The sequence below is a fragment of the Streptomyces sp. NPDC059443 genome, from assembly GCF_042750105.1.
GTDB lineage: Bacteria > Actinomycetota > Actinomycetes > Streptomycetales > Streptomycetaceae > Streptomyces.
Genome location: NZ_JBHYVM010000012.1, coordinates 160,222 through 183,325, shown reverse-complemented (window position 1 = coordinate 183,325; position 23,104 = coordinate 160,222). Strand labels below are relative to the sequence as shown.

General features: G+C 72.9%; 22 protein-coding genes. 3 read left to right on the top strand and 19 right to left on the bottom strand.

Annotated features, from left to right (window positions below; all coding sequences use genetic code 11):
* Positions 1–82: 82 nt before the first annotated feature.
* The 3 genes from ACFXDJ_RS14810 to ACFXDJ_RS14800 form a co-directional block, all read right to left on the bottom strand.
* Complete coding sequence (locus ACFXDJ_RS14810; RefSeq protein WP_384651015.1) at positions 83–907, bottom strand: inositol monophosphatase family protein; 825 nt, start codon at positions 905–907, stop codon at positions 83–85.
* 131 nt (positions 908–1,038) lie between these two features.
* On the bottom strand, positions 1,039–1,227 hold the full coding sequence (locus tag ACFXDJ_RS14805) for a hypothetical protein (protein ID WP_384651013.1): 189 nt from the start codon (positions 1,225–1,227) through the stop codon (positions 1,039–1,041).
* Positions 1,228–1,534: 307 nt separating this feature from the next.
* Positions 1,535–2,161, bottom strand: coding sequence for a hypothetical protein (locus ACFXDJ_RS14800; protein WP_384651011.1), 627 nt, complete (start codon positions 2,159–2,161; stop codon positions 1,535–1,537).
* A 241-nt stretch (positions 2,162–2,402) separates the two neighbouring features.
* Between ACFXDJ_RS14800 and ACFXDJ_RS14795 the strand changes: the two genes are divergently transcribed.
* The gene (locus ACFXDJ_RS14795; RefSeq protein ID WP_384651009.1) at positions 2,403–3,521 is read left to right on the top strand and encodes an endonuclease/exonuclease/phosphatase family protein; all 1,119 of its coding nucleotides are present in this window, start codon (positions 2,403–2,405) and stop codon (positions 3,519–3,521) included.
* A 28-nt stretch (positions 3,522–3,549) separates the two neighbouring features.
* Here the strand turns inward: ACFXDJ_RS14795 and ACFXDJ_RS14790 are convergent, their stop codons facing one another.
* The 9 genes from ACFXDJ_RS14790 to ACFXDJ_RS14750 form a co-directional block, all read right to left on the bottom strand.
* Entirely contained in the window at positions 3,550–3,873 is a 324-nt protein-coding gene (locus ACFXDJ_RS14790) for a DUF6968 family protein (RefSeq protein ID WP_384651007.1), read from the bottom strand.
* Positions 3,874–3,936: 63 nt separating this feature from the next.
* On the bottom strand, positions 3,937–4,950 hold the full coding sequence (locus ACFXDJ_RS14785; protein WP_384651006.1) for a TIGR03842 family LLM class F420-dependent oxidoreductase: 1,014 nt from the start codon (positions 4,948–4,950) through the stop codon (positions 3,937–3,939).
* Positions 4,951–4,989: 39 nt separating this feature from the next.
* Positions 4,990–6,390: a dihydropyrimidinase gene (gene hydA / locus ACFXDJ_RS14780; RefSeq protein ID WP_384651004.1), complete on the bottom strand. Its 1,401-nt coding sequence runs from the start codon at positions 6,388–6,390 to the stop codon at positions 4,990–4,992.
* Between the two features lie 20 nt (positions 6,391–6,410).
* Positions 6,411–7,664, bottom strand: a complete 1,254-nt coding sequence (locus ACFXDJ_RS14775; protein WP_384651033.1) for an aspartate aminotransferase family protein — start codon at positions 7,662–7,664, stop codon at positions 6,411–6,413.
* Positions 7,665–7,702: 38 nt separating this feature from the next.
* Complete coding sequence (locus tag ACFXDJ_RS14770; protein WP_384651002.1) at positions 7,703–8,545, bottom strand: nitrilase-related carbon-nitrogen hydrolase; 843 nt, start codon at positions 8,543–8,545, stop codon at positions 7,703–7,705.
* Between the two features lie 174 nt (positions 8,546–8,719).
* On the bottom strand, positions 8,720–10,408 hold the full coding sequence (locus tag ACFXDJ_RS14765; RefSeq protein ID WP_384651000.1) for a hypothetical protein: 1,689 nt from the start codon (positions 10,406–10,408) through the stop codon (positions 8,720–8,722).
* 45 nt (positions 10,409–10,453) lie between these two features.
* The gene (locus ACFXDJ_RS14760; protein ID WP_384650998.1) at positions 10,454–10,861 is read right to left on the bottom strand and encodes a PPOX class F420-dependent oxidoreductase; all 408 of its coding nucleotides are present in this window, start codon (positions 10,859–10,861) and stop codon (positions 10,454–10,456) included.
* A 44-nt stretch (positions 10,862–10,905) separates the two neighbouring features.
* Entirely contained in the window at positions 10,906–12,132 is a 1,227-nt protein-coding gene (locus ACFXDJ_RS14755) for an alginate lyase family protein (RefSeq protein ID WP_384650996.1), read from the bottom strand.
* Between the two features lie 146 nt (positions 12,133–12,278).
* A complete protein-coding gene (locus ACFXDJ_RS14750) occupies positions 12,279–12,530 on the bottom strand; it encodes a helix-turn-helix domain-containing protein (RefSeq protein ID WP_384650994.1) in 252 nt (83 codons plus the stop codon).
* A 64-nt stretch (positions 12,531–12,594) separates the two neighbouring features.
* Between ACFXDJ_RS14750 and map the strand changes: the two genes are divergently transcribed.
* Positions 12,595–13,362, top strand: a complete 768-nt coding sequence (gene map / locus ACFXDJ_RS14745; RefSeq protein WP_384650992.1) for a type I methionyl aminopeptidase — start codon at positions 12,595–12,597, stop codon at positions 13,360–13,362.
* Positions 13,363–13,373: 11 nt separating this feature from the next.
* On the opposite strand, the gene ggt is transcribed toward map, so the two are convergent.
* On the bottom strand, positions 13,374–15,185 hold the full coding sequence (gene ggt, locus ACFXDJ_RS14740) for a gamma-glutamyltransferase (RefSeq protein WP_384849132.1): 1,812 nt from the start codon (positions 15,183–15,185) through the stop codon (positions 13,374–13,376).
* A 115-nt stretch (positions 15,186–15,300) separates the two neighbouring features.
* Between ggt and ACFXDJ_RS14735 the strand changes: the two genes are divergently transcribed.
* A complete protein-coding gene (locus ACFXDJ_RS14735; RefSeq protein ID WP_384650988.1) occupies positions 15,301–16,026 on the top strand; it encodes a hypothetical protein in 726 nt (241 codons plus the stop codon).
* Here the strand turns inward: ACFXDJ_RS14735 and ACFXDJ_RS14730 are convergent.
* The 6 genes from ACFXDJ_RS14730 to ACFXDJ_RS14705 all read right to left on the bottom strand — a co-directional run bounded on the left by ACFXDJ_RS14730 (position 15,986) and on the right by ACFXDJ_RS14705 (position 23,032).
* Positions 15,986–17,272, bottom strand: a complete 1,287-nt coding sequence (locus ACFXDJ_RS14730) for a cytochrome P450 (RefSeq protein WP_384650986.1) — start codon at positions 17,270–17,272, stop codon at positions 15,986–15,988. The two genes, ACFXDJ_RS14735 and ACFXDJ_RS14730, sit on opposite strands and share 41 nt — an antisense overlap.
* Positions 17,273–17,326: 54 nt before the next feature.
* Complete coding sequence (locus ACFXDJ_RS14725; RefSeq protein WP_384650984.1) at positions 17,327–17,845, bottom strand: hypothetical protein; 519 nt, start codon at positions 17,843–17,845, stop codon at positions 17,327–17,329.
* The gene (locus ACFXDJ_RS14720; RefSeq protein WP_384849145.1) at positions 17,842–19,296 is read right to left on the bottom strand and encodes an ATP-binding protein; all 1,455 of its coding nucleotides are present in this window, start codon (positions 19,294–19,296) and stop codon (positions 17,842–17,844) included. Before ACFXDJ_RS14720 ends, ACFXDJ_RS14725 begins: the two co-directional genes overlap by 4 nt.
* A 48-nt stretch (positions 19,297–19,344) precedes the next feature.
* The gene (locus ACFXDJ_RS14715) at positions 19,345–20,028 is read right to left on the bottom strand and encodes a response regulator (protein ID WP_384650982.1); all 684 of its coding nucleotides are present in this window, start codon (positions 20,026–20,028) and stop codon (positions 19,345–19,347) included.
* 83 nt (positions 20,029–20,111) lie between these two features.
* Positions 20,112–21,812, bottom strand: coding sequence for a murein biosynthesis integral membrane protein MurJ (gene murJ / locus ACFXDJ_RS14710; protein ID WP_384650980.1), 1,701 nt, complete (start codon positions 21,810–21,812; stop codon positions 20,112–20,114).
* Positions 21,809–23,032 carry a lipid II:glycine glycyltransferase FemX gene (locus ACFXDJ_RS14705; protein WP_384650978.1) on the bottom strand — a complete coding sequence of 408 codons (1,224 nt, stop codon included), beginning with the start codon at positions 23,030–23,032 and terminating at the stop codon, positions 21,809–21,811. The genes murJ and ACFXDJ_RS14705 overlap by 4 nt, the downstream gene beginning before the upstream one ends.
* Positions 23,033–23,104: the final 72 nt, after the last annotated feature.

Genomic DNA, 23,104 nt, shown 5'->3' with positions numbered 1-23,104 from the left:
TCCTTCGTCCGGACGGCGCCACCGCCCCCAGGGTATTGCGCCTGTCCAGACGCGAACCCCACGGGACCCCGTGGCCATCGGCTCACTCGCCCCGCAGCAGCTCCCGGATCCGTACCGCGGTGGCCTCGTCCCGGCCCACCGCGAACGGCAGCGCGTTGTCCCGGTCCACCCGGAAGGGGACCCGGTCCACGGTGCTCTGCGCGCCGCCGGCCTCCGCGACCAGCAGCAGCCCGGCCGCGTGGTCCCAGGCGGAGGGCCAGTTGAAGGCCAGGCCGTCCATCTCGCCCCGGGCCACCCGGAGGTACTCCAGCCCCGCGGAACCGCACGGCCGGGACGTGACCCCGGGGACCTCCAGGCGGGCCAGGATCCTCCGGTCCTCCTCGGTGGTGTACAGCGGGTGGGCGGTGGCCACGCGCAGTTCGGCGCCCGGCTCCGGCGAACCGCTCCGGATCCGCACGCCGTTGACGTAGGCGCCCTGCCCGCGGACGGCGGTGGACATCTCCTCCAGCGCCGGGGCGAAGGTCCAGGAGGCGAGTATCTCTCCGCGGTGCGCGAGCGCCACCAGCGTGCAGAACGCCGGATCTCCGTGCACGAACTGCCGGGTGCCGTCGACCGGGTCCACGATCCACACCGGTGCGTCGCCGCGCAGCGCCCCGTACACGGCGGGGTCGGCGTGGACCGCCTCCTCGCCGACCACGGCCGAGCCGGGCAGGATCCGCGTCAGCTCGGCCGTGAGGTACTCCTCGGCCTTGCGGTCGGCGTCGGTCACCAGGTCGTGCGGGCCGCTCTTCTGGTCCACCTCGTGGTCGGCGAGCTGGCGGAATCTCGGCATGATCTCGATCGCCGCCGCCTTGCGGACGGCCTCGTCGACGGCGGACAGGTCACGGGCGAGGAATTCTTCGATCATGCCTCCAGCAAAGCACGCCCCGCTGACAATCCCCACCGGCGGATCCGGCGGGCGGCGGACCCCCGGGTGGACCGCAAGTGAACGGGCCGGCCGCGGTGAACGGGCCGGCCGCCCGGGGCCGCGGCGCGGAACTAGTCTTGGAGGTACTGCGGGCCCTGGGCCCCGGACACTCCGTCGACGGCCGGCTGCTGCTGCTGGTCCGCGTGCTGGAAATCTCCGTCCATGCTGTGCGCGTGGTTGTCCGCGAAGGCCGGGCCCGCGCCCAGCGCGGCCAGGGCGATGGTCGCGGTGACGGCTATGGCGGCGGCTCTGACGTTCATGATGGTCCCCCCGGGTACGGCCGGGCCCACGGGCGGGCCGGCTCGGGACCAGGCTGTCAGGCGCGGGCGGAGTCCTGCAACAGAGTCGGGGGGGGGGGCGCGGGGGGGGGGCGCGCCGGCCCGCGGGCGGGGGGGGGGGGGGGGCGGGGGGGGGGGGGGGGGGGGGGGGGCGCCGGGTGGCGCCCCGGGGGGGGGGCGGGCCCCGGGGGCGGGGCGGGGCGGGCCCCGGGGCGGGGGGGGGGGGGGGGGGGGGCGCGGGCGGGGGGCCCCCCCCCCCCCGCGCCGCGCGGCGGCCGGATCGTCGGTGTCACGGTGCGGGCTGTGGCCTCCGCGGGAAGGAGTGGACGCGCGCGTGCCCCGTGTACGGGAACTCTCCGGCGGGCAGGCAGTGCTCGACACGGTCCTCGCCGAGGCCGTCGCAGTGCTCCGCGCTCAGGTTCATGAAGACCGTGGTCGTGTGGGAGCCGAGGCTGAGGGGCCGGAGCGGGGCCGACGCGAAGTTCGCGAACGGATGCCCTTCGAAGAGGGTGATGTTGCGTACGACCTCCGGGCCCGCGGTGACGCTCCACTCCCGGTGCGTCCCGATGTCCTGGACGATCCGGACGCCGCGCAGCTTCGAGGTGAAGTCGTCCATCGGGCCGGGCCGCGCGGGGGTGTAGTCCGCCGGGTACAGGGCGCCCGCGGGGCCGGTCGCCGTGCCCCAGCTCGGGAAGGTCCGGACCCACCGCTCGTCGGCGAACGCCTCGCGGCAGGGGGGCGGGCCGAGGAGCCGTTCGCCGACTCCGAGGAGCGTGTTGAGGTTCTCCCCTTCGAACACGCAGTTGTGATCCGGGGTGGGAAAGGCCTGCGCCGTGGCCGTGGCCGCGCCCGCGGTGGTCAGCATCGTGGCCAGCGCGGCGGACACCACGGCCGCGCGGATCGGGGTGGGCTTCATCTACGGGTACTGCCCTTCAGGTCGACCGGTTTCGTGCGGCGCCGAGCATGTCCCGCACCGGAGGCCCCCGGTTCCGGACACGCGGACGACCGGCCGCATGGCTCTCGGAACGTCAGCCTTCGGAGGGCGGGGCGCGGCGGTCGGCCACCTGGCCCACCACGGATCGACGCCCCCTGCCGACGGCCTTAGGTTTCGCTGGAGGTGGGGGCCGTACCTCTCCCGGCGAAAGGCCCGCTCGATCATGATTCGTGGTTGGCTCACATCCGTCTCCTGCGCGCTGCTGCTCCTGATGTCAGGGGCCCCCGCGTCGGCCTCGGCGTCAGCTTCGGCCTCGGCCTCGGCCTCGGCCGAGAACCCGCCGTCCTCGCTCAAGGTGATGACCCGCAACCTCTATCTGGGGGCAGACCTCGCGCCCGTCTTCACGGCAGGCAGTCCGCAGGCCCTCGTCGCCGCCGTGACCACGGCGTTCGCGGGCGTCCGCGCCACGAACTTCCCGGAGCGCGCCAAAGCGCTGGCCGACGAGATCGCCGGCACCGACCCGCACCTCGTGGGCCTGCAAGAGGCCGTGCTGTGGCGCAGCCAGACGCCCGCCCAGCCGGGCAGCGCCACGCACGTGGAGTACGACTTCCTGCAGATCCTGATCGACGAACTCGCCCTGCGCGGCAAGCACTACGCCGCCGTGGCCACCGTCACCCTCGGCGACTACGAGGCCCCGCGGTCCACGCCCAGCGGCCTCCAGGACATCCGCCTCACCGACCGCGACGTCCTGCTGGCCCGCACCGACCTGCCCGCCAAGGTGTTCCGGGTGGACCACCCCCAAGCGCAGCAGTTCACGGCCCGCGTGACGCTCAACAACCCCGTCCTCGGCCCCATCGTCATCCCGCAGGGCTGGGTCGCGGCCGACGCCACCGTACGCGGCCGCACCACCCGGGTGGTCAGCACCCATCTGGAGCCCCGCAGCTCCGCCGTCCAGCAGGCCCAGGCCGCCGAACTCCTCGCCGGACCGCTCGACACGGCACTGCCCACCGTGCTGCTCGGCGACCTCAACTCCGCCGCCGGAGGTGTGGGCGCCGTACCGGGCAGGACCGACACACCGACCCACGGACAGCTCCTGGCCGCCGGGTTCCGCGACGCCTGGACCGCCGGTCACCACACCGACCCCGGCTTCACCTGCTGCCAGGCCGCCGACCTCCGCAACACCACGTCCACGCTCGGCCAGCGCATCGACTACGTACTGACCCGCCACGGCCTGACGCCCCTCACGAGCAACCTGGTCGGAGCCCGGCCGGCCGACCGCACCCCCTCGGGACTGTGGCCCTCCGACCACGCCGGCGTCTGGAGCCTGCTCCGGATCCACTGAACCGGTCCGGCGCTACGGCGCTACGGCGTCAGCTGAGGATGTCGGCGGGGGCGATGCCCGATTCGCCGAGCCAGGTGAAGGTGAGGCCTTCCGGCTCGGCGATGGCGGCGATCTGCCCCTTGAGGCAGAAGAGGGCGAGTTGCAGCGCCTGGACGGCGTCGATTCCGTGGATCAGCCAGACCCTGGACTCACCGAGCCCCTCAAGCTGGCAGGGACAGACCCAGTCGCCGTCCGGGTCGGTGTCACGGCGGGGAGCCCCGACCCTGACGACCACGGGGAAGGAGCTCCCGCCCTTCCGATCGGCGACGAGTTCGCGGCTGGCCACGACCTCGCCGAACGGGACATCCACCACAGGCCCTCCAAGCATCCGGATGAATACGGACACTACGCCACGGACCGGTCAGCTCGAAGGGCGTCAGCCGAACAACGGGATGATGTCGGATCCGTACGCGTCGATGGTCGCTTCGCGGGCGTCGTGCATGTCGTACACGGCGAACTGGTCGACGCCGAGAGCGCGTAGGGCGCGGAGCTTCTCGATGTGGGCCTCCACCGGTCCCAGGAGGCAGAAGCGGTCGACGATCTCGTCCGGGACGAAGTCGGTGGAGACGTTCCCGGCCCGGCCGTGGTGGCTGTAGTCGTAGCCGTGCCGGTCCTTGATGTACGCGGTGAGCTCGTCCGGGACCATCGAGGAGTGCTCGCCGTAGCGGGAGACCAGGTCCGCGACGTGGTTGCCGACCATGCCGCCGAACCAGCGGCACTGATCCCGGGCGTGGGCCAGGGCCTGCGCCGAGTCGTCAGCCGTGACGTACGCGGGGGCCGCCACGCAGATGGTGACCGAGCCGGGGTCCCGGCCGGCCTCCACGGCCGCCTGGCGGACCGCCTTGATCATCCACTCCGTGAGGTAGGGGTCCGCGAGCTGGAGGATGAACCCGTCGGCCTTCTGCCCGGCCAGGGCCAGCGCCTTCGGCCCGTACGCCGCCATCCAGACGGGCAGCTTCCCGTCCTTGATCCAGGGGATCTTGATCGGGTTGCCGTCCACCTCCGCCTCCCGGCCCTCCGCAAGGTCCCGGATCACGTCGATGGCCTCGCCGAGGCGGGCCAGGGTGTTGGGGGCCCGCCCGGCCACCCGCATCGCCGAGTCCCCACGGCCGATGCCGCACACCGTGCGGTTGCCGTACATGTCGTTCAGGGTCGCGAAGGTGGAGGCGGTGACCTCCCAGGTGCGGGTGCCCGGGTTGGTGACCATCGGGCCGACGTGGAGCTTCTGCGTGTTGGCGAGGATCTGGCTGTAGATGACGAAGGGTTCCTGCCAGAGGACCGCCGAGTCGAAGGTCCAGCCGTAGCGGAAGCCGTTGCGCTCGGCGCGCTTCATGAGGCTGACCACCTGGGAGGCGGGCGGGTCGGTCTGCAGGACGAGGCCGAAGTCCATGCATGGCTCCTTGCTGCTGCGTGCGGGCTTGCGGCTTGCTTACAGGTACTGGCAGGTGGAGCGGTGGATGAAGGCTCCGTGGCCGGCACGGCCGGTGAACTCGCGTCGGTCGATGACGAGTTCGCCCCGCGAGAGGACCGTGTCGACGCGTCCGGTGATCCGCTTGCCCTCGTACGCCGAGTAGTCCACGTTCATGTGGTGGGTCTCGGCGGAGATGACCTGCTCGGCGTGCGGATCGTAGAGGACGATGTCGGCGTCGGAGCCCGGGGCGATGGTGCCCTTCTGCGGGTAGAGGCCGAACATCCGGGCCGGGGTCGCACACGCGATCTCGATCCAGCGGCGACGGCTGATGTGCCCGTCCAGAACGGCCTGATGGAGAAGATCCATGCGGTTCTCCACCCCCGGCAGCCCGTTGGGAATCTTCGAGAAGTCGCCCCGGCCCAGCTCCTTCTGGCCCCGGAAACAGAACGGGCAGTGGTCGGTGGAGACCACCTGGAGGTCGTTCGTGCGCAGGCCTCGCCACAGCGCCGCCTGGTGCTCGCGCGGCCGCAGCGGGGTGGAGCAGACGTACTTGGCGCCCTGGAAGTCGGGCTCCGCGAGGTTGTCCGTGGACAGGAACAGGTACTGCGGACAGGTCTCCCCGAACACCGGCAGGCCCTTGTCGCGGGCCGCCGCCAGCTCCGCGACCGCCTCCTCCGCCGAGACGTGGACGACGTAGAGAGGGGATCCGGCCACCCGGGCCAGCTGGATCGCCCGGTGCGTGGCCTCCGCCTCCAGCAGCACCTTGCGGACCTCGCCGTGGTGGCGCGGATCGGTCTCCCCGCGCGCCAGGGCCTGCTCGACGAGGACGTCGATCGCGATGCCGTTCTCCGCGTGCATCATGATCAGCCCGCCGTTGCCCGAAGCCCGCTGCATCGCCCGCAGGATCTGGCCGTCGTCGCTGTAGAAGACCCCGGGGTAGGCCATGAACAGCTTGAAGGAGGTGACGCCCTCCCCCACCAGGTGGTCCATCTCCTTCAGGGTGCCCTCGTTGACGTCCGAGAGGATCATGTGGAAGGCGTAGTCGACGGCGCACTGGCCGTCGGCCTTGGCGTACCAGGTGTCCAGGCCCTCGCGCAGGGCGTGGCCGGGGGTCTGTACGGCGAAGTCCACGATGGTGGTGGTGCCGCCCCAGGCGGCGGCCCGGGTTCCGGTCTCGAAGGTGTCGGAGGCGGAGGTGCCGCCGAAGGGGAGTTCCATGTGGGTGTGCGCGTCGACCCCGCCGGGGATGACGTACTTCCCGCTCGCGTCGATCGTCCGGTCGGCCGTCCAGGTCTCGGCGGCGGCCGTGCCGTGCGCCGCGAGGGCGGCCACGCGGCCGTCCTCGATCAGCACGTCGGCGTGGAGCTCGTCGGCGGCCGTGATGACGAGGCCGCCGCGGATGAGGGTGCGGATGGTCATGTACGTCGTCTCCCCGGTTGCTAGTTGAGGATGCCGAGGGCGTCGGCGAGGATGCCGGCGCCCTCCTCCGCCTCGGCGACGGTGAGGGAGAGCGGCGGCGCGATGCGCAGCACGCTGGTGTCGTGTCCGCCGCCCTTGCCGAGGAGGAGGCCGCCGGCCCGGGCCGCCTCCAGTACGGCGGCCGCCGCGTCGGGATCGGCCCGGTCGGTACCGGGCTTCGTGAGCTCCAGTCCGGCCATCAGGCCCCGGCCGCGCACCTCCCGTACGGCGGGCACGGTCGCGGCGATGGCCCGCAGCCGCTCCAGCAGCAGGCCGCCGACGCGGCGGGCGTTGCCCTGGAGGTCGTGGTCGAGGAGGTAGGCGAGGTTGGCGACGCCCGCGGCCATGGTGACGGGTGAACCGCCGAAGGTGGAGATGGAGTTGGAGTCGAGGCAGTTCATCACCTCGGCGCGGGCGACGACTCCGCCGATGGACATGCCGTTGCCGATGCCCTTGGCGAAGGTGAGGATGTCCGGCGGGCCGTTCTGGGCGTGGGCCTGCCAGCCCCAGAAGTTGTCGCCGGTGCGGCCCCAGCCGGTCTGCACCTCGTCGCTGATCCAGAGGATGCCGTGGCGGTCGAGGACCTCGCGGAAGGCCCCGTAGAGCCCGTCGGGCGGGGAGGTGAACCCGCCGACGCCCTGGACCGGTTCGGCGATGAGCGCGGCGAGGCCTCCTCGGGCCTGGCCGAGTACGTCTTCGAGGTCGGCGACGGCGGCCGCGGTGAAGTCGGCGTCGTTCAGGTGCGCGAAGGGGCCGCGGGAGCGGACGGCGCCGTGCACGTAGTACGTCTGGAGCGGCGAGAGGCTGGTCGGGGACCAGCCTCGGTTGCCGGTGATCGAGACGGTGGAGAAGGACCGGCCGTGGTAGCTGTTGCGCATCGCCAGGATCTGGTTGGAACGGCGGTACGCCGTCGCGAGCAGCAGGGCGGTGTCGTTGGCCTCGGTGCCGGAGGTGGTGAAGAAGACCCGGGCGTCGGGGATCCCGGACAACGAGGCGACCCGCTCGGCGAGTTCGATCATCGGCCGGTTGAGGTAGAGGGTCGAGGAGTGGATGATCCGGCCGGCCTGTTCGGCGACGGCCTTGGTGACCTCGGGCAGGGCGTGGGCCGTCATCGTGGTGAGGATGCCGCCGAAGAAGTCGAGGTAGCGGTTGCCCTCGGCGTCCCAGACGTGGCGGCCTTCGCCGTGGGTGAGCTCGATGGGGCGGTCGTAGTAGAGCGCGAGCCAGTCGGGCATGACGGAGCGGTGGCGGCTGTGCAGGGGGATCGGGTTGGTCACGGCTGTACGAGCCCTCCGTAGGCGTCGGGGCGACGGTCGCGGTAGAAGGCCCACTGGTCGCGGACCTCCTTGATCAGGTCGAAGTCGAGGTCCCGGACGAGGAGTTCCTCCTCCTTGTCGCTGGCCACCTCCCCGACGAACTGGCCGCGCGGGTCGACGAAGTAGCTGGTGCCGTAGAAGTCGTTGTCTCCGTACTCCTCCTGGCCGACGCGGTTGATCGCGGCGACGAAGTACTCGTTGGCCACGGCGGAGGCGGGCTGTTCCAGCTGCCACAGGTAAGCGGACAGGCCCCGGGAGGTGGCGGAGGGGTTGTATACCAACTGGGCGCCTGCCAGCCCGAGTTCGCGCCAGCCTTCCGGGAAGTGGCGGTCGTAGCAGATGTAGACGCCGATCCGACCGACGGCGGTGTCGAAGACCGGCCAGCCGAGGTTGCCCGGGCGGAAGTAGTACTTCTCCCAGAAGCCCTTGACCTGAGGGATGTGGTGCTTGCGGTATTTGCCGAGGTAGCTGCCGTCGGCGTCGATGACGGCGGCGGTGTTGTAGTAGAAGCCCTCGGACTCCAGCTCGAAGACCGGTACGACGATCACCATGCCGGTCTCGCGGGCGAGCGCCTGCATGCGCCGCACGGTGGGGCCGTCGGGGACGGCCTCGGCCCAGCGGTAGTGCTCGGGTTCCTGGACCTGGCAGAAGTAGGGGGCGTTGAAGACCTCCTGGAAGCCGATGATCCGCGCACCCTGGGCGGCGGCCCTACGGGCGTGCTCCTCGTGTTTGGCGATCATCGACTCGGTGTCTCCGGTCCAGGTGGCCTGGACGAGTGCGGCGCGGACGACTTGGGCCATGAGCTGCTCCTCGCGACGGGTACGCCGAGTTCTACGCACGTAGAGGGCGGGTGCACGGCTGCGCGTAGGGAGTTGAAGGTAGGCCTCGGCGCAGCGTGGGGCAAGACCGCCTTGCGCGGTTGGAGTAGTCGATCAAGAGACGTCGCCGCTACGTCGGCACCTGGTCGTTATCGGTCAGGAGACGGGCAGTTTCGCGACGCGGAGTGCGTGCAGCAGATCCCGGTGGTGCGTCCGCGAGAGGGCTTCGGCCACGCGGAGCAGACGGGGCGCGAACCACTGCGGATCCCGGCGGGCGAGGCGGGCCGACTCCTCGGCGGTGCGGACCCTGACGAAGGCTTCGAGCAGGGCGTCGGCCTCGTGGCTCCGGCCGGCGTTGCCGAGCGCGAGGGCGGCTTCGGCGATCTCCGCGGCGGGCCGGGCGGCGCCCTGGCGCAGCAGCGCCGCGCAGTCGGCCGGGCCGAGTGCGACGGCGGCCGCGGCGAACCGGGCGGGCGGCAGCGAGGCCGCCTCCCAGAGCAGGGTGGCCCAGTCGGCCGCCAGCCCGGCCCGGACCAGCTCCTCCCCCAGCCCCGGCAGCCACTCCACGGGCCCAGCGGCGGCCTCGCAGAGCAGCGCGTGCGCCTCCCCGCTGCGCCCTTGCGCGCGCAGCGCGATGAGCGCGGCCACGATCCCGCCGACGGGATCCCGGGGCGGGCGCGCGGTGGGCTCCACCCCGGGTGCGGGCCCGGCTGCGGGCTCCGACCAAGGTGCGGGCCCGGCTGCGGGACCGGCGCCGGGCTCCGCCCAGGCTGCGGCTTCGGCTGCGGCGGGGCCGGCTGCGGCGACCGGCTCCGTCCCGGCCGCGGCGTCGGCCGCGCGGGCGGGCCGGCCGAAACGGGCGCCGCGGAGGGGGGCTTCGGTCTCCGGGGCCCCTGGCGGCGGCGTGAACGCCTGGGCTTCGGGGACCGCCGCGCCCGCGAACCTGGCTCCGCCGCTCCGCCGGGCTCCGCGCAGCCAGCGCCCCTCGGCCCGGCCGACCGGAGCCCCCACCCCGGCGGCCCCGCCGGAGCCCTGCCCAGGCCCGCCGGAGCCCTGCGCGAGCCCACCCGAGCCCTGCGCGGCCCCGCCGGAGCGCTGCTCGGGCCCGCCCGAAGGCCCCTCAGCCGAGCCGGAGCCCTGCTCAAGCCCGCCGGAGCGCCCCTCAGCCCAGCCCGAGCCCTGCCCGATCCCGCCCGAGCGCTGCCTCGGCACTCCCGCCAGGGGGTCGACGGCGGGCGGAGCAGCGCTCCCGAAAGCGCCGGCCCCCGCCGGGGTCTCCTCGGTCGGCGGGGCCGCCCATCCGGGCCGGGCCGCCGGCGGAGCGAGCGCCGCGAGCCGGGTCGTCAGGTCCTCGTGCCGCGCCGCCGCCCGGGCCGCGTCGTCACGGGTCCAGGAGAGCTCCCGGGACAGGGCCTCCGCCACCTCCGGGTCCGCCGTCCGGGCGAGCCGGGCCGACAGCGCGCGCAGCGAAGCCTGCGCCTGCGCCCGCTGCGCGACGGCCGCGGCCAGCAGGGTGTGCAGTTCCTCGACTCCGCCGGGCAGCCGGTCCCAGGCCTCGACCGCGGCCGCCCGCAGCCCGGCCGCGTACCGGGCCTCCCGCGCGATCGCCTCCGAATCGGTGCCCCCGAGAGCTCCGGCGGGACCCGTCCGACCGGCCAAGTCGCCCAGCAGCGACTCCAGTACGTCCCACGGCGGCATCGCGGCCCCGTCCAGGCAGGCCCGCATCCCCTCCGGGTCCCGCCGCAGGAATTCCCCGTACCAGCCCGTCCCGGGATCCAGCCTCTGCGTCAACCCCCGCATGTAGCCGGAGAGTTGACCGATCACCAGCGAAGTCGCGGTCTCCATCCCCGCATTGCATCCCATCCGTGTTACGGGCGGGCTACGGGAATCTCAAAGCTGGACGGCGGTCGTGTCAAGCGTGATGGCGATCGCCTCGTGCGGCCGCTTGCCCCGCCGGGCCAGCGTGGCCGGCACGTCCAGCACCCAGTACTGCCACGTGTACTTGCGCGCGATGAGCTTGCGCACCCGCGCCAGCCCGGCCTCGCCCAGCAGCCGCGCCTCCCCCTCGGCCACCGGAGTGCCCTCCGCCACGCGGCCCCGTACGTCGCACGCGGCGACCGTGACCCGCCCGTTGTTGCGGATCCGCTTGACCTTCCACGAATCGCTCCGCGTCCACACGTACAGCTCGCCACCGTCCGCCGCCGCCCACACCGGCGTCGCCACCGGGGTGCCGTCCTTGCGGAAGGTGGTGAGACTGACGTACCGCGCTCTGCCCAGATCCTCAACCGTAAGCGTCATGCGGCCGACCCTATGCGCACCCCGGCGCCACGTCAGGCGCGGCCCTAGCGGGAGTGGCCCACCGGGGCCGCCTCCCCGTGGCTGACCGTCTCCCAGGCCACGAACAGGTCGTCCGTTCCGGCCGGCCGCGTCCTCTCGACCAGCTGGCGCGTGTACGGGAGTTTCGCGCCCGTCCGCAGCTCATAGTGCTGGAGCGCCACCTCCAGGTCGGGGCCCATGGTGCGCTCCACCTTGCCCCCGCACAGCCATCCGGGGGCCTCTGCCCCCAGCTGGTACTTCGAGTGGAACTCCAGCGCCGCCTTGAGCCGCTCGCCCTGCTCCCCGTACAGGTCGACCCCCTGGTGCCACGCCGTCTCCGCGATGTGCGCGGACGCGGCGAGGGCGTAACCGACGTGCATGAGGTTGCGGCAGGTCTCCTGGGCGATGCCGTCGACGTACGTCCCCTGGCCGAACCAGTACGCCTTGACCTTGTCCGGCGAGTCGATGCCGGTGCGCGGCGGGGCGACCGGGTGCGCGCCGTCCTTCTTGAGGTAGAAGTACGCCGGGACGCGCGCCCGGAACCGATCGAGGGACTCCCGGAAGACGCTCTGGTCCTCCAGGAAGACGGCGATGCCCATCGCGGCGTCGGTCATCGCCAGCTCCCAGTTGCCGTTGTACGCCGGCACCTGCGCGCGGACCGCCGGGAGGTACGCGGTGCGCAGCATCTCCTTGAACCGGGTGACCTGCTCGTTCTCCCAGTTCGGGTAGTCGGCGTGGATGATCTCGGCGGCCCGCGCCCAGGTGGAGCCGGACCAGGCGGCCTGTAGTCCGGCGTTGTCCTCGGCGTGCCGCTTCATCACCGCCGACCAGCCGTTCATGATCTCCACCGCCTTGCGGGCGTGGGCGGTCCTGCCGTTCACCGACCACAGCAGGGCGTGGGTGTAGGCGGCGATCGCGTCCTGCCGTTCGTCGAGGCAGGACCGCGGCCCCGAGTTGAAGGGGCAGGGCACCACGTCGGCGGGTTGCGCCGCATAGTCGAGGGAGGCGTAGCGGCTCTTCAGGAGCGCCTGGTACGCCGAGTTCCACGGCTCCTCGCCGGCCGCGATCATCTGCTTCGCGTGCTGGAGCTGGGTGTGGCTGACGACGACGCCCGGGTGGCGGAAGACCACCTCGTCCGGGGTTTTGGCGTGGGCCCGGCCTTCGGGGGCGGCGCATGCCGCGAGCAGCAGGCCGCCCGCGAGGAGGGCGCCGACGATTCCGAGACCGAGTCGCTTGGATGCGGATGCGTTCATGTCTGGCACGCTTCACGCTTGCCCCGCGCCCCGGCCGTCCCACCGCCGATTGGGCCGTTCAGACGCCCCGCGCGCCCGAACGGCAGGCCTGGGCGGCCGATCGGCCGAGGCCCGGGGCAAGGGCGGAGCCGGGTCCGGGAGGCCCGTCAGACCGGCACGAAGGCGCACCGCCGCATCACGTCGTCCAGCGAGAGCCCGAGGGCTTCGGCGAGGGCGGCCACGGTGAAGAAGGCGGGCGTCGGGGCCCGGCCGGTCTCGATCTTGCGGAGCGTCTCGGCGGAGAGCCCGGCGCTGGCCGCGACCTCGACCATGCTGCGATCGCCGCGGGCCGCGCGCAACAGGGCGCCGAGGCGCTCGCCGCGCTCGCGCTCTTCGGGGGTGAGGGGGGTACGGACCATGACCCCATCCTACCCCGGACCCCAATAACTATCCCGGTAAAGTTATACCGGTATAGTTATTGGCATGGTGAATCTGAAGACAGACCAGTCGATCGACGAGATGCGCGCCGCCGGGCGCGTCGTCGCCCACGCCCTCGCCGCCGTCCGGGACCGGGCGGACGTCGGAGTGTCCCTGCTGGAGCTCGACCAGGTGGCCCGCGAGGTGCTCGCGGAAGCCGGCGCGAGCTCGCCGTTCCTCGGCTACCGGCCGCGGTTCGCACCGGTCCCCTTCCCCGCCGTCGTCTGCGCCTCGGTCAACGACGCGATCGTGCACGGCATCCCCGACGGCTACCGGCTGCGCGACGGCGATCTGGTCAGCATCGACTGCGGGGCGAAGCTGGGCGGCTGGGTCGGCGACGCCGCCGTCAGCTTCACCGTGGGCCGGGCCCGCCCCGCCGACCTGCGGCTCATCGAAACCGCCGAGGCCGCCCTCGCGGCGGGGATCGCCGCCGCACGGCCCGGCAACCGCGTCGGGGACATCGCCCACGCCATCGGCACGGTCTGCCGCGCCGCCGGATACGGCATCCCCGACGGCTTCGGCGGCCACGGCGTCGGGCGCTCGATGCACGAGGAGCCGGGCGTGCCCAACGAGGGCCCGCCGGGGCGCGGCATGAAGCTGCGCCCCGGCATGGTGATCGCGATCGAGCCGATGCTGATCGCGGGCGGCACCGACGACTACACCCACGACCCGGACGGCTGGACCCTGCGGACCGTCGACGGCAGCCGGGCCGCGCACGCGGAGCACACGGTCGCGATCACCGCCGAGGGCCCGAGGATCCTCACCGCCCTGTAGTCGTAGGGCAGCTACGGCTTCCCGTGCGGGTGCACCACCATCGCCGAGCCGCCTCCCCGGCGGGTCGGTTCGGCCGCGGCCAGCCAGCGCCCGTCGGGCAGCCGCTGGACACCGGTGGCGGCGCCGATCTCCGGGTTCTGCCGGAAGCCCTGGCCGAGCGCCTCCAGCTCGGCGCGGACCGGGCTGTTCCACAGGCCCGGCTCCAGCTCGGTGGTGGTCTGGTTGCGCTGGCTGGCCCGCGGCGCCGCGATGGCGTCGACGAGCGGCAGCCCGCGGTCCAGGTGCCCGATCAGGGTCTGGAGCACGGTGGTGATGATGGTCGCCCCGCCAGGGGAGCCCACGGCCAGCACCGGGCGGCCGTCCTCCAGCACGATGGTCGGGGACATCGAGGAGCGCGGCCGCTTGCCGGGGCCGGGCAGGTTCGGGTCCGGGACGCCGGGCGCGGCCGGGGCGAAGGAGAAGTCGGTCAGCTCGTTGTTGAGCAGGAAGCCGCGGCCGGGGACCGTGATGGCGCTGCCGCCCGTCGACTCGATGGTCAGGGTGTACGAGACCACGTTGCCCCAACGGTCGGCGACGGTCAGGTGCGTCGTGTTCTCCCCCTCGTACGTGGTCGGGGCGGCCTGCCCGGCGCCGCCGCAGGCGACCGGGTGTCGCGGATCGCCCGGAGCGAGCGGGCTGGTCAGCGCCTTGCCCGGGTCGATGAGACAGCCGCGCGTGTCCGCGTACCGCTGGGAGAGCAGTTCCTTGGTGGGCACGTCCTCGGCGGCCGGGTCGCCGACCCAGCGGCCGCGGTCGGCGAAGGAGATCCGCGAGGCCTCGATGTAGCGGTGCAGGTACTGGGCTTCGGAGAGCGAGCCGAGGTCGCTGCGCTCCAGGATGTTCAGCGCCTCCCCGACGGTGGTGCCGCCGGAGGAGGACGGGGCCATGCTGTAGACGTCCAGGCCCCGGTAGCCGACCCGGGTCGGGTCCTGCCGCTTGGTGGCGTACGCGCGCAGGTCGGCGGTGGTCAGGTCGCCGGGGCGCACCACACGAGTGGCGGCCGGGTCCTTCGGGGGCGTCCGGACGGCTCGGACGATGTCCTCGGCGAGCGGGCCGCGGTAGAGGGCGCCCGCGCCCTTGCGGCCGAGTTCCGCGTAAGTGGCCGCCAGATCGGGGTTCTTGAAGGTGGAGCCGACCACCGGGAGGGCCCCGCCGGGCAGGAACAGCTTCTTCGTGTCCGGGAAGTCCTTGAAACGGTCCTGGTTGAGTTCCGTCTGGGCCCGGAAGGTGGCGTCGACGGTGAACCCGTCGCGGGCCAGTTTCTCGGCGGGCTTCAGGAGTTGACCCAGCGGGCGGGTGCCCCAGGCGTCCAGCGCGCTCTGCCAGGTCGCCGGAGTGCCGGGGACTCCGACGCCGCGGCCGCTGGTCTGGCCCTCGGCGAAGGGGATGGGGAGGCCGTTCTCCTGGAACAGCGCGGCGGTGGCCGTCGCCGGGGCGGTCTCGCGCCCGTCGATGGTCCGTACCCGGCCGGAACGGGCGTCGTAGTAGACGAAGTAGCCGCCTCCGCCGATCCCGGAGGAGTAGGGCTCGGTGACCCCGAGCGCCGCCGCCGTCGCGACGGCCGCGTCCACGGCGTTGCCCCCGGAGCGCAGGACGGCGATCCCGGCGGCGCTGGCGTCGGCGTCCACGCTGGCGACGGCCCCGCCGTACCCGACGGCCACCGGCACCTTCGCCGGAGTCCCCGCCCCCGCCGCCTGCGACGGCGGGGCGGCGGCACCGGTGGAGACGAGCGCACCGGCGAGTGCGAGGAGCGCTAACTGACGTGCTGCGGCGGGACGACGCATCCGTACCTCCAGTCGACGGCCTGTCAGACCCCCTGGCCCCAGGCCTAGGCTGGGCACTGTAACTTCACCGAACCCCCCGCGTCAGGACTGCCTGACGCTGGTTAACATCCACGCCATGAACGACGACGTGCGCAACATCGTGCTGGGGGTGGTGGCCACCGCCGTCAGCGGTGGCTTCGGCTGGTTCTCCCGGACCTACCTGTGGCGCCGGGCACTGCGCCGCAAGCAGGCCTTCTTCGGGCTGCCGACCGGTTCCGACTGCCTGTTCGTGGTCAACCGGCAGATGGGCGGCACCGATTCCTCGCTGCACCGCAACGATGCCTTCGCCCTTCTGGAGATATCCGCCCTGATCAAGGACTGCGGGGCGAACGTGCAGATCGTCACCCACGACGGCGCCCGCCAGGGGTTCGGCGAGCGGGCCGAGTTCTGTGTGGGCGGGCCGTCCTCCAACACCCGCACGACGGCGCACCTGGCCTCCATGCTCCCCGGGGTGCGGATCATCGTCTCCAGCGAGCCGGTGCCGGACCGCGGCGCCATCACCGTCGGCGGGGAGACGTACCGATGGGAGAAGGGCCTCGTCGAGTACGTACTGCTGGCGCGGCTGACGACCGGGCAGGGGTCCCGACCGGTGTTCCTGCTGTGCGGGCAGACCGCCAACAGCAATCAGGCGGCGGCCCGTTACCTGGCCAGGCACCACCGGAAGCTGGCCAAGGCCTACGGCGGCGACTCCTTCTGCATCTTGCTGAAGGTGATCAACTCCGATGCGTACGGCCCCGATGTCACGGAGCTGGTCGCCGATGTCACCGGGCCGGCCCGGACACCCGTAGCGGCAGCCGTGTGATCCCGTTGATGAAGTTGGAGACCAACCGGCGGGGTTCCCCGGCGAGTTCGGGCGCCGGCATCTCGCCGCGCCACTCCTCGTAGAGGACGCGCAGCTGGAGCCGGGCGAAGTGGGCGCCCAGGCAGACGTGCGGACCGTCGCCGAAGGAGACGTGCGGGTTGGGCGTGCGGCCGAGGTCGAGGCGGCCGGGCTCGGTGAAGACCCGCTCGTCGTGGTTGGCGGAGGCGTGGAAGACCACCACCTTGTCACCGGCGCGGACGGACTGCCCGGCCAGTTCGGTGTCCACGGCGGCCGTTCGGCGAAAGCTCAGCACCGGCGGGTGGACGCGCAGGAGTTCCTCGACCGCCCGGTCCGCCGGGACCCGCCCGTCGGCGAGCCGGGCGTACGCGTCCGGGTCGCGGGCCAGGGCGAGCAGGCCGCCGGGCGCGGCGCTGCGCACGGTGTCGTTGCCCGCGACGGTGAGCAGGAAGAAGAACATCTCCAGCTCGGCCTCCTCCAGCCCGGCGAGCGCGAGGGCGGTCATCACGTCGTCGCCGGGGTGGGCGCGCTTGTGCGCGGCCAGTTCGCGGGCGTAGCCGAACATCTCCCCCAGCAGCGCCGGGGAGCGCGGGTTCAGCGGTTTCCCGTCCGGGCCCGGCCGGGGCGCGGGCGCGTCCTCGGGGTCCTGGTAGCCGATGATCCGCACCGTCCACTCCAGGAGCAGCCCCCGGTCGGCGGCCGGGACGCCCAGCAGGTCGGTGAGGTTCAGGAGCGCGTACTCGTCGGTGACGGCCCGCACCAGGTCGGCCGTCCCGGCCTCGGCTCCGTCGCGGGCGGCGCGCAGCAGCGTACGGGCGCGGTCGCGGACCCGGGCGGCGAAGGCGTCGACGCGGGCCGGGGTGAAGGCGCGGGCGACGGTCCGGCGGAGCTTTCCGTGCTCGGGGGGATCCTGGTTGAGCATGGTGCGCCGCAGGAAGGGCAGGTCGGCCGGGTCGGGGTCACGGATCTGGGTGGCGCCCAGGTGGGAGGAGTACGTGGCGTGGTCGCGCAGGACGCGGACCACGTCGGCGTGGCGGGTGACGGCCCAGAAGCCCGGACCGGCGGGCCAGCCGAGGACCTCGGGCTCGGGCTGCCAGACCACGGGGTGGTGGTCGCGCAGCAGCCGGTAGCGGTCGTGCGGGACGCCTTCGGCGTAGACGCGGGGGTCGAAGACGTCGGGGACGACGTCCACCGGGTGCTGTGGCTCGGGGGCTGCGGCTGGGTCCATGCGCCACACCGTGGCGGGGCGCGGGCCCGGCCCGCAAGGGGGCCGCGCGGCCCGTCAGTCGTGGATCCCGCAGGTGACGGTCTCCTGCTTCCCGTCGGAGCCGACGAGGACGGTCTCGGGCGTCGGAGTCCTGTGGACCGCCGCGGCGACCGTGCAGGCCACCTGGCGGCGGGCCAGGTCGGACAGGGGGGCGACCGGGAAGGGCAGGACGACACGGACGTCGTGCCCGTTGTCGCCGAAGCCGAACTTGATCACGCCCTCCGCGAACTCCCGGGAGTCCGAGGCCGGGAGCTCGGTGGTCAGGCCCGCCGCCCGCGCGGTCTCGTTCGGGCCGGCCAGCAGCGTGGCCAGGGTGGCGCTGACCGAGGTCTGGGGCATGTCGGTGACGGTCACCGGCATGAGCACGCCCTCGGGCGAGACGAAGTAGACCAGGGTGGACTGGGGCCCGCCCACGTTCATGGTCCCCGCCCCGCCGCTCTCGACGACCCCGGTGGTCGCGATGCCACAGCCGGTCGCGAGCAGCAGCGGGCCGAGCATCGCGGCCGCCGCGACGGCCGTCCATCGCCTGCTCACGACTCCACCTCCAGGGGCATGTCGATGGTGAAGACCGCGCCCCGGACGGCTCCGTTGGCCGCGTGCAGGGTGCCGCCGTGCAGCCGGACGTTCTCCAGGGTGATGGCGAGTCCGAGGCCGCTGCCGGAGGAGCGGGTGCGGGCGGCGTCGGCCTTGAAGAACCGGTCGAAGATGTGCGGCAGCACCGCGGGGGCGATGCCCGGCCCGCTGTCGGCCACCTCGACGAGCAGCCGCGCGCCGCCGGAACCCGCACCGCCGCCGGAACCCGCGCACGCACCGGCGCTCTGCTTCGGCCCGGCCTCGGTGCGTACGGTGACGTGGACGGGGGCGTCGCCGTGCTTGAGGGCGTTGCCCACCAGGTTGGCGAGGACCACGTCGAAGCGGCGCGGGTCGAGCCGGGCCCGGACGCCGGGCTGGAGGTCCGTGACGACCCGGCCGTCGCTCCAGTGGCGGCGTTCCAGGGTCTTGGTGACGAACTCGGCGATGTCCACGTCGTCCGGGTTGAGTTCGGCGGCGCGGGCGTCGAAGCGCGATATCTCCATGAGGTCCTCGACCAGGACGGCGAGCTTCCCGGTCTCGGCGCTGATCAGGCGCAGCGCGGAGGCCGTGTCGGGATCGAGCCGGTCCGCGTCCTCGTCCAGGACCTCGGTGACGGCGAGCATCCCCGCGAGCGGGGTGCGCAGTTCGTGGGAGACGTCGGAGGCGAACCGGCGGGCGCGGGCCTCGGCGTCCTGGAGTTCGCTCACGGACTGTTCGAGGGCGCGGGCCGTCTCGTTGAACGTGCGGGCGAGGCCCGCGAGTTCGTCGGCGCCGCGGACCTCGATCCGGGTGTCGAGGCGGCCGCGGCCCAGCCGCTGGGCGGCCTGGCGCATGTCCCGTACCGGGCGCAGGACGCTGCGGGCGGCGAGCAGGGCCGGGATGACCGCGATGGCGAGGCCGGGGACGGCCCCCTGCCGCGCGGCGGCGACCATGGCGTCCACCGTCGTCTGTTCGGTGGAGAGGGGCATGGCGACGTAGAAGACGGCGCCGGTGGGCTCGTAGGCCCCGTTGTTCTTGAAGACGGCCGGCATGCCGATGGTGAGGTAGGGGGTGCCCCTCTGGTCCTTCACCCGCTGGAAGGCTCCGTGCGGATGGGTGGACACCTGGCGGCGGAGCTTGTCGGTGATGACCGTGGAGGTGGCCTGGACCGGGTTGGTGGAGGCGCGCAGGCTGCCGTACTCCGCGAACATGATCCAGGAGTGCGGCTGGCCCCGCTTGCCGAGGTCGAGGACGATCCGCTGGAGCTGCTGCTGGTCCAGCGGCAGCTGTACGGACTGCTGGTCCATCAGGTCCCGCAGGGTGCTGACGGCGGTGTCCTGGCTCTGCTTGAGGATGGCGTTGCGGGCCTGCTGGTAGGTCAGGGCCGCCGTGCTGACGGCGCTGATCGCCGCGACCAGCAGGAAGGCGGCCATCAGCCGGGTGCGCAGACCGAGCGGTGCGATGCGTCTCACGGCGCGGGCCTACAGCGGACCGAAGCGGTAGCCGAACCCGCGCACGGTCTGGATGTAGCGGGGGGCGGCATCGGGGTCCTCGATCTTGTTGCGCAGCCGCCGTACGCAGGCGTCCACGAGCCGGGCGTCGGCGTGGTAGCTGTGGTCCCACACGTATTCGAGGAGCTGCTGGCGGGAGAAGACCTGCTCGGGCGAGGCCGACAGGTGCAGCAGGAGCTTGATCTCGCTGGGGGCGAGGGGGACGCGCTCGCCGTTCTTGGCGACGGTGAGCCCGCCGCGGTCGATGGCCAGCTCGCCGTGGAGATCGACGTCGGGGCGGCCTCCCGCCGGATCGGCGAGGCGGCGCAGCACGGCCTTGATGCGGGCTTCGATGACCTCGGTGCGGGCGGGTTTGACGATGTAGTCGTCGGCGCCGGCCTCCAGGCCGACGACTATGTCGAAGTCGTCGCCGCGCGCGGTGAGCATGATGATCGGGACCTGGCTGGTCTCGCGGATCCGGCGGCAGACCTGCACCCCGTTGATGCCGGGCAGCATGAGGTCGAGCAGGACGAGTTCGGGGTGGAAGCTCGTCATGAGGGCGAGTCCGGCCTCGCCGGTCTCGGCGGCGCGCACCTCGTGGCCGCGTCGGCGCAGGCCCAGGCCCACCCCTTCCCGGATGGAAGGGTCGTCCTCGATCAGCAGTACGCGTGGCATCGGGTCAGTATTCCAAGCTCGTCGATCGTTTTCCTCCCCCGTCCGGCCGAGGTGCGGCGGCCGGAAGCGGGGCGTCACAGGCCCTAGAGGCCGACCTTCCGGCGTACGGAGCCGAGCAGGTCGGTGATCTCCGTCAGCCGCAGTGGTCCGGCGAGGAGGATGACGACGAGGAGGATGACCGCGGTTCCCGCTCCGACGCCTGCGAAGTTCCCGAACGGGTCGGCGGCGCGCGCCGCGGCGTACCCGGCGGCGCCCGCCGGTACGCAGGCCGCCAGCAGCCGCAGGTGGGTCCGTACCGCGGTGCCGCGGCGTTCGGTACGGGTCCCCGCGCGCGGGCCGAGCCGCCGGGCGAGGACGTACGCGGTGACGCCGGCGCCCGCGGTGAAGGCGACCGAGCAGGCCGCGGCCATGCCCGTGACGGCCCAGCGCGGGGGCAGCAGGAGGTACGCGGCGGCCGAGAGCCCGGCGTTGAGGGCGGCGATGGTGAGGTTGAGGAAGAAGGGGGTGCGGGTGTCGGAGAGGGCGTAGAAGCCGCGGGAGAGCACGTACTGCGCGGAGTAGGCGATCAGGCCGGGCGCGAAGGCCGCCAGCATCCCCGCCATGACCGCGACGTCGGCGGCGCCGGTGCGCCCGTACTCGAAGACGCTGCCCATCACCCAGGGCGCGAGGGCCGCGAAGACCGCGGCGGCCGGGACCACGAGGGCGGCGCTGGAACGCAGCGCGTAGGAGACGTCCTTGCGCACGGCCGCCAGGTCCCCGTCGGTGGCGGCGGCGCTCATGCGGGGCATGAGGGCGGTGACGAGGGAGACGGTGATGATGCCCTGCGGGACCATCCACAGCAGGTAGGCGTTGCTGTAGGCGGTGTATCCGGCGCCGCCCGCGAGCCCCGCCTCGACGGCGTGGCGGCCGGTGGCGGTGGAGAGCCGGGTCACGACCCAGTAGGCGAGCTGGTTGGTCAGGACGAGCATGACGAGCCAGCCCGCGTTGCGCAGCGGGCGGGTGAGGCCGCTGCCGCGCCAGTCGAAGCGGGGGCGCCAGCGGAAGCGGGCGGCGCGCAGCGAGGGGACCAGGCCGAGGGCCTGGACGACGATGCCGAGGGTGGTGCCGATGCCGAGCAGCCGGGTCTGGGCGGCGGTCAGGCCGTCGGCGCCTCCCTGGCCGTCCCGGGAGACGTAGAGGAAGAGCCCGAAGACGGCGATGACGACGAGGTTGTTGAGGACCGGGGTCCACATCATCGCGCCGAACCGGCCGCGGGCGTTGAGCACCTGCCCGAGCAGGGTGAACAGCCCGTAGAACAGGATCTGCGGGAGGCAGTACCGGGCCAGGGCCACGGTGGTGGACTCCTGGCTGCCGCTGTAGCCGGTGTACGCCGAGACGATCAGCGGGGCGGCGAGCACGGCGGCGGCGGTGATGACCAGCAGCGCGGCCGTGCAGGCGGTGAGCAGCCGGTCGGTGTACGCGGCGCCGCCGTCCTCGTGCTCCTTGGCGGCGCGGACCAGCTCGGGGACGAAGACCGCGTTGAGGGCGCCGCCGATGAGCAGGATGTAGAGGATGTTCGGGACGGTGTTGGCCACGGCGTAGCCGTCGCCGAGCAGTCCGACGCCGAGGGCGGCGACGATCACGGCGGAGCGGACGAAGCCGGTGGCGCGGGAGACGATCGAACCGGCCGCCATGAGCGCGCCGCTGCGCAGCACCGAGGTCTTCCCGGGTGCCGTGTGAGCGGCTTCGGCGGGGGCGGCGCCGGTGTGACCGGCGTCGGCCGGTCTGGTTGCTGCGACGGTCACCGGCGGGCCATGTACGCCTGGAACGCCTTGTAGAGCGCCGTGTTGGCGTATCCGTCCATCGAGGTCTCCCACTCGCCGAGGGTTTCGACGACCTGCCCGCCGGTGCCGAGCTTCCAGCGCAGCAGTCCGAAGGAGCGTTCGTCGGGGTCGAGGGTGGAGGGTACCCCGCGCATGTCGTACTCGTCCGCTCCGAGCGCGTGGGCGTCACTCATCATGCGCCACTGCAGGGCGTTGCTGGGGCGGACCTCTCGGCGGTGGTCGGCGGAGGCTCCGGTCTGGTACCAGACCCGGCTGCCGGCCACGATCATGGTGTGCGCGGCGAGGATCTCGCCCTGGTGAACGCCCAGGTAGAGCCGCATGCGGCCGGGCGATTCGGCGTTCAGGACCTCGTACTGCCGCTGGTAGTACGCGAGCGAGCGGCCGAGCCTGAAGCCGTCGCGCTCCTCGGTGACGCGCAGCAGCCGGTAGAACTCGGGCAGGTCGCCCGCGGTGCCGAGGACCGTCTCGACCCCGGCTTTCGTGGCCTTGCGCACATTGCGCCGCCACTCCTGGTTCAGGCCCGACCACACGTCGTCGAGGGAGCGTCCGGCGAGCGGGACGCGGAAGACGTGGCGCGGCTGGGCGTCGCCGTCGTCCTCGCCCCCGCAGCGCTTCCAGCCGCGGGTGCGCAGCCGGTCGGCGAGGGCGGCGCCGACGGGGTCGACCTCGGTGGCGAGCACGTCGGACATCTGTCGCCCGGGACCGGTGCCGGCCTTGGCGGTGGCCGCGTCCCAGCGGCGGTAGGCGGGGGTGGGGCCGATGCGGACGGCGAAGGCGCCGGCCGACTTCAGGTGGGCCGTGAGGGGGGTCAGCCAGCGGTCGAGGTCCGGGTCGGCCCAGTCGGCGACGGGGCCTTCGGGGAGATAGGCGAAGTATTTGCGGGTGCCGGGGAATTGGCGGTAGAGAACCAACCCCGCGCCCTCGATTTCACCGTCCGGACAGTGCCATCCGACCCTTTCCGAGCGCCAAAGGTCCTTTACATCGGCCCATGACGGGTACTGGAGAAAGCTGGCCCTGCCGTGGCGGGAAAGGAATCCCTGATATTCGGGAACCGACAGGGAACGCACCGTGAGCTCCTGACCCCGGCTCCGGTCCCGGCCCTCGTCCCTACGCTCGTCCTGACGCTGACGCTGACGCTGGTACTGAAGCTGCTGAGCGGGGGTCACGAGCAGTGCGCACATGGCTGATCGGCCTTCCTGTACATCCGGTCGCATCCGGGATGTTGGGGGGGATGCACAGGACTCTCACAGCTG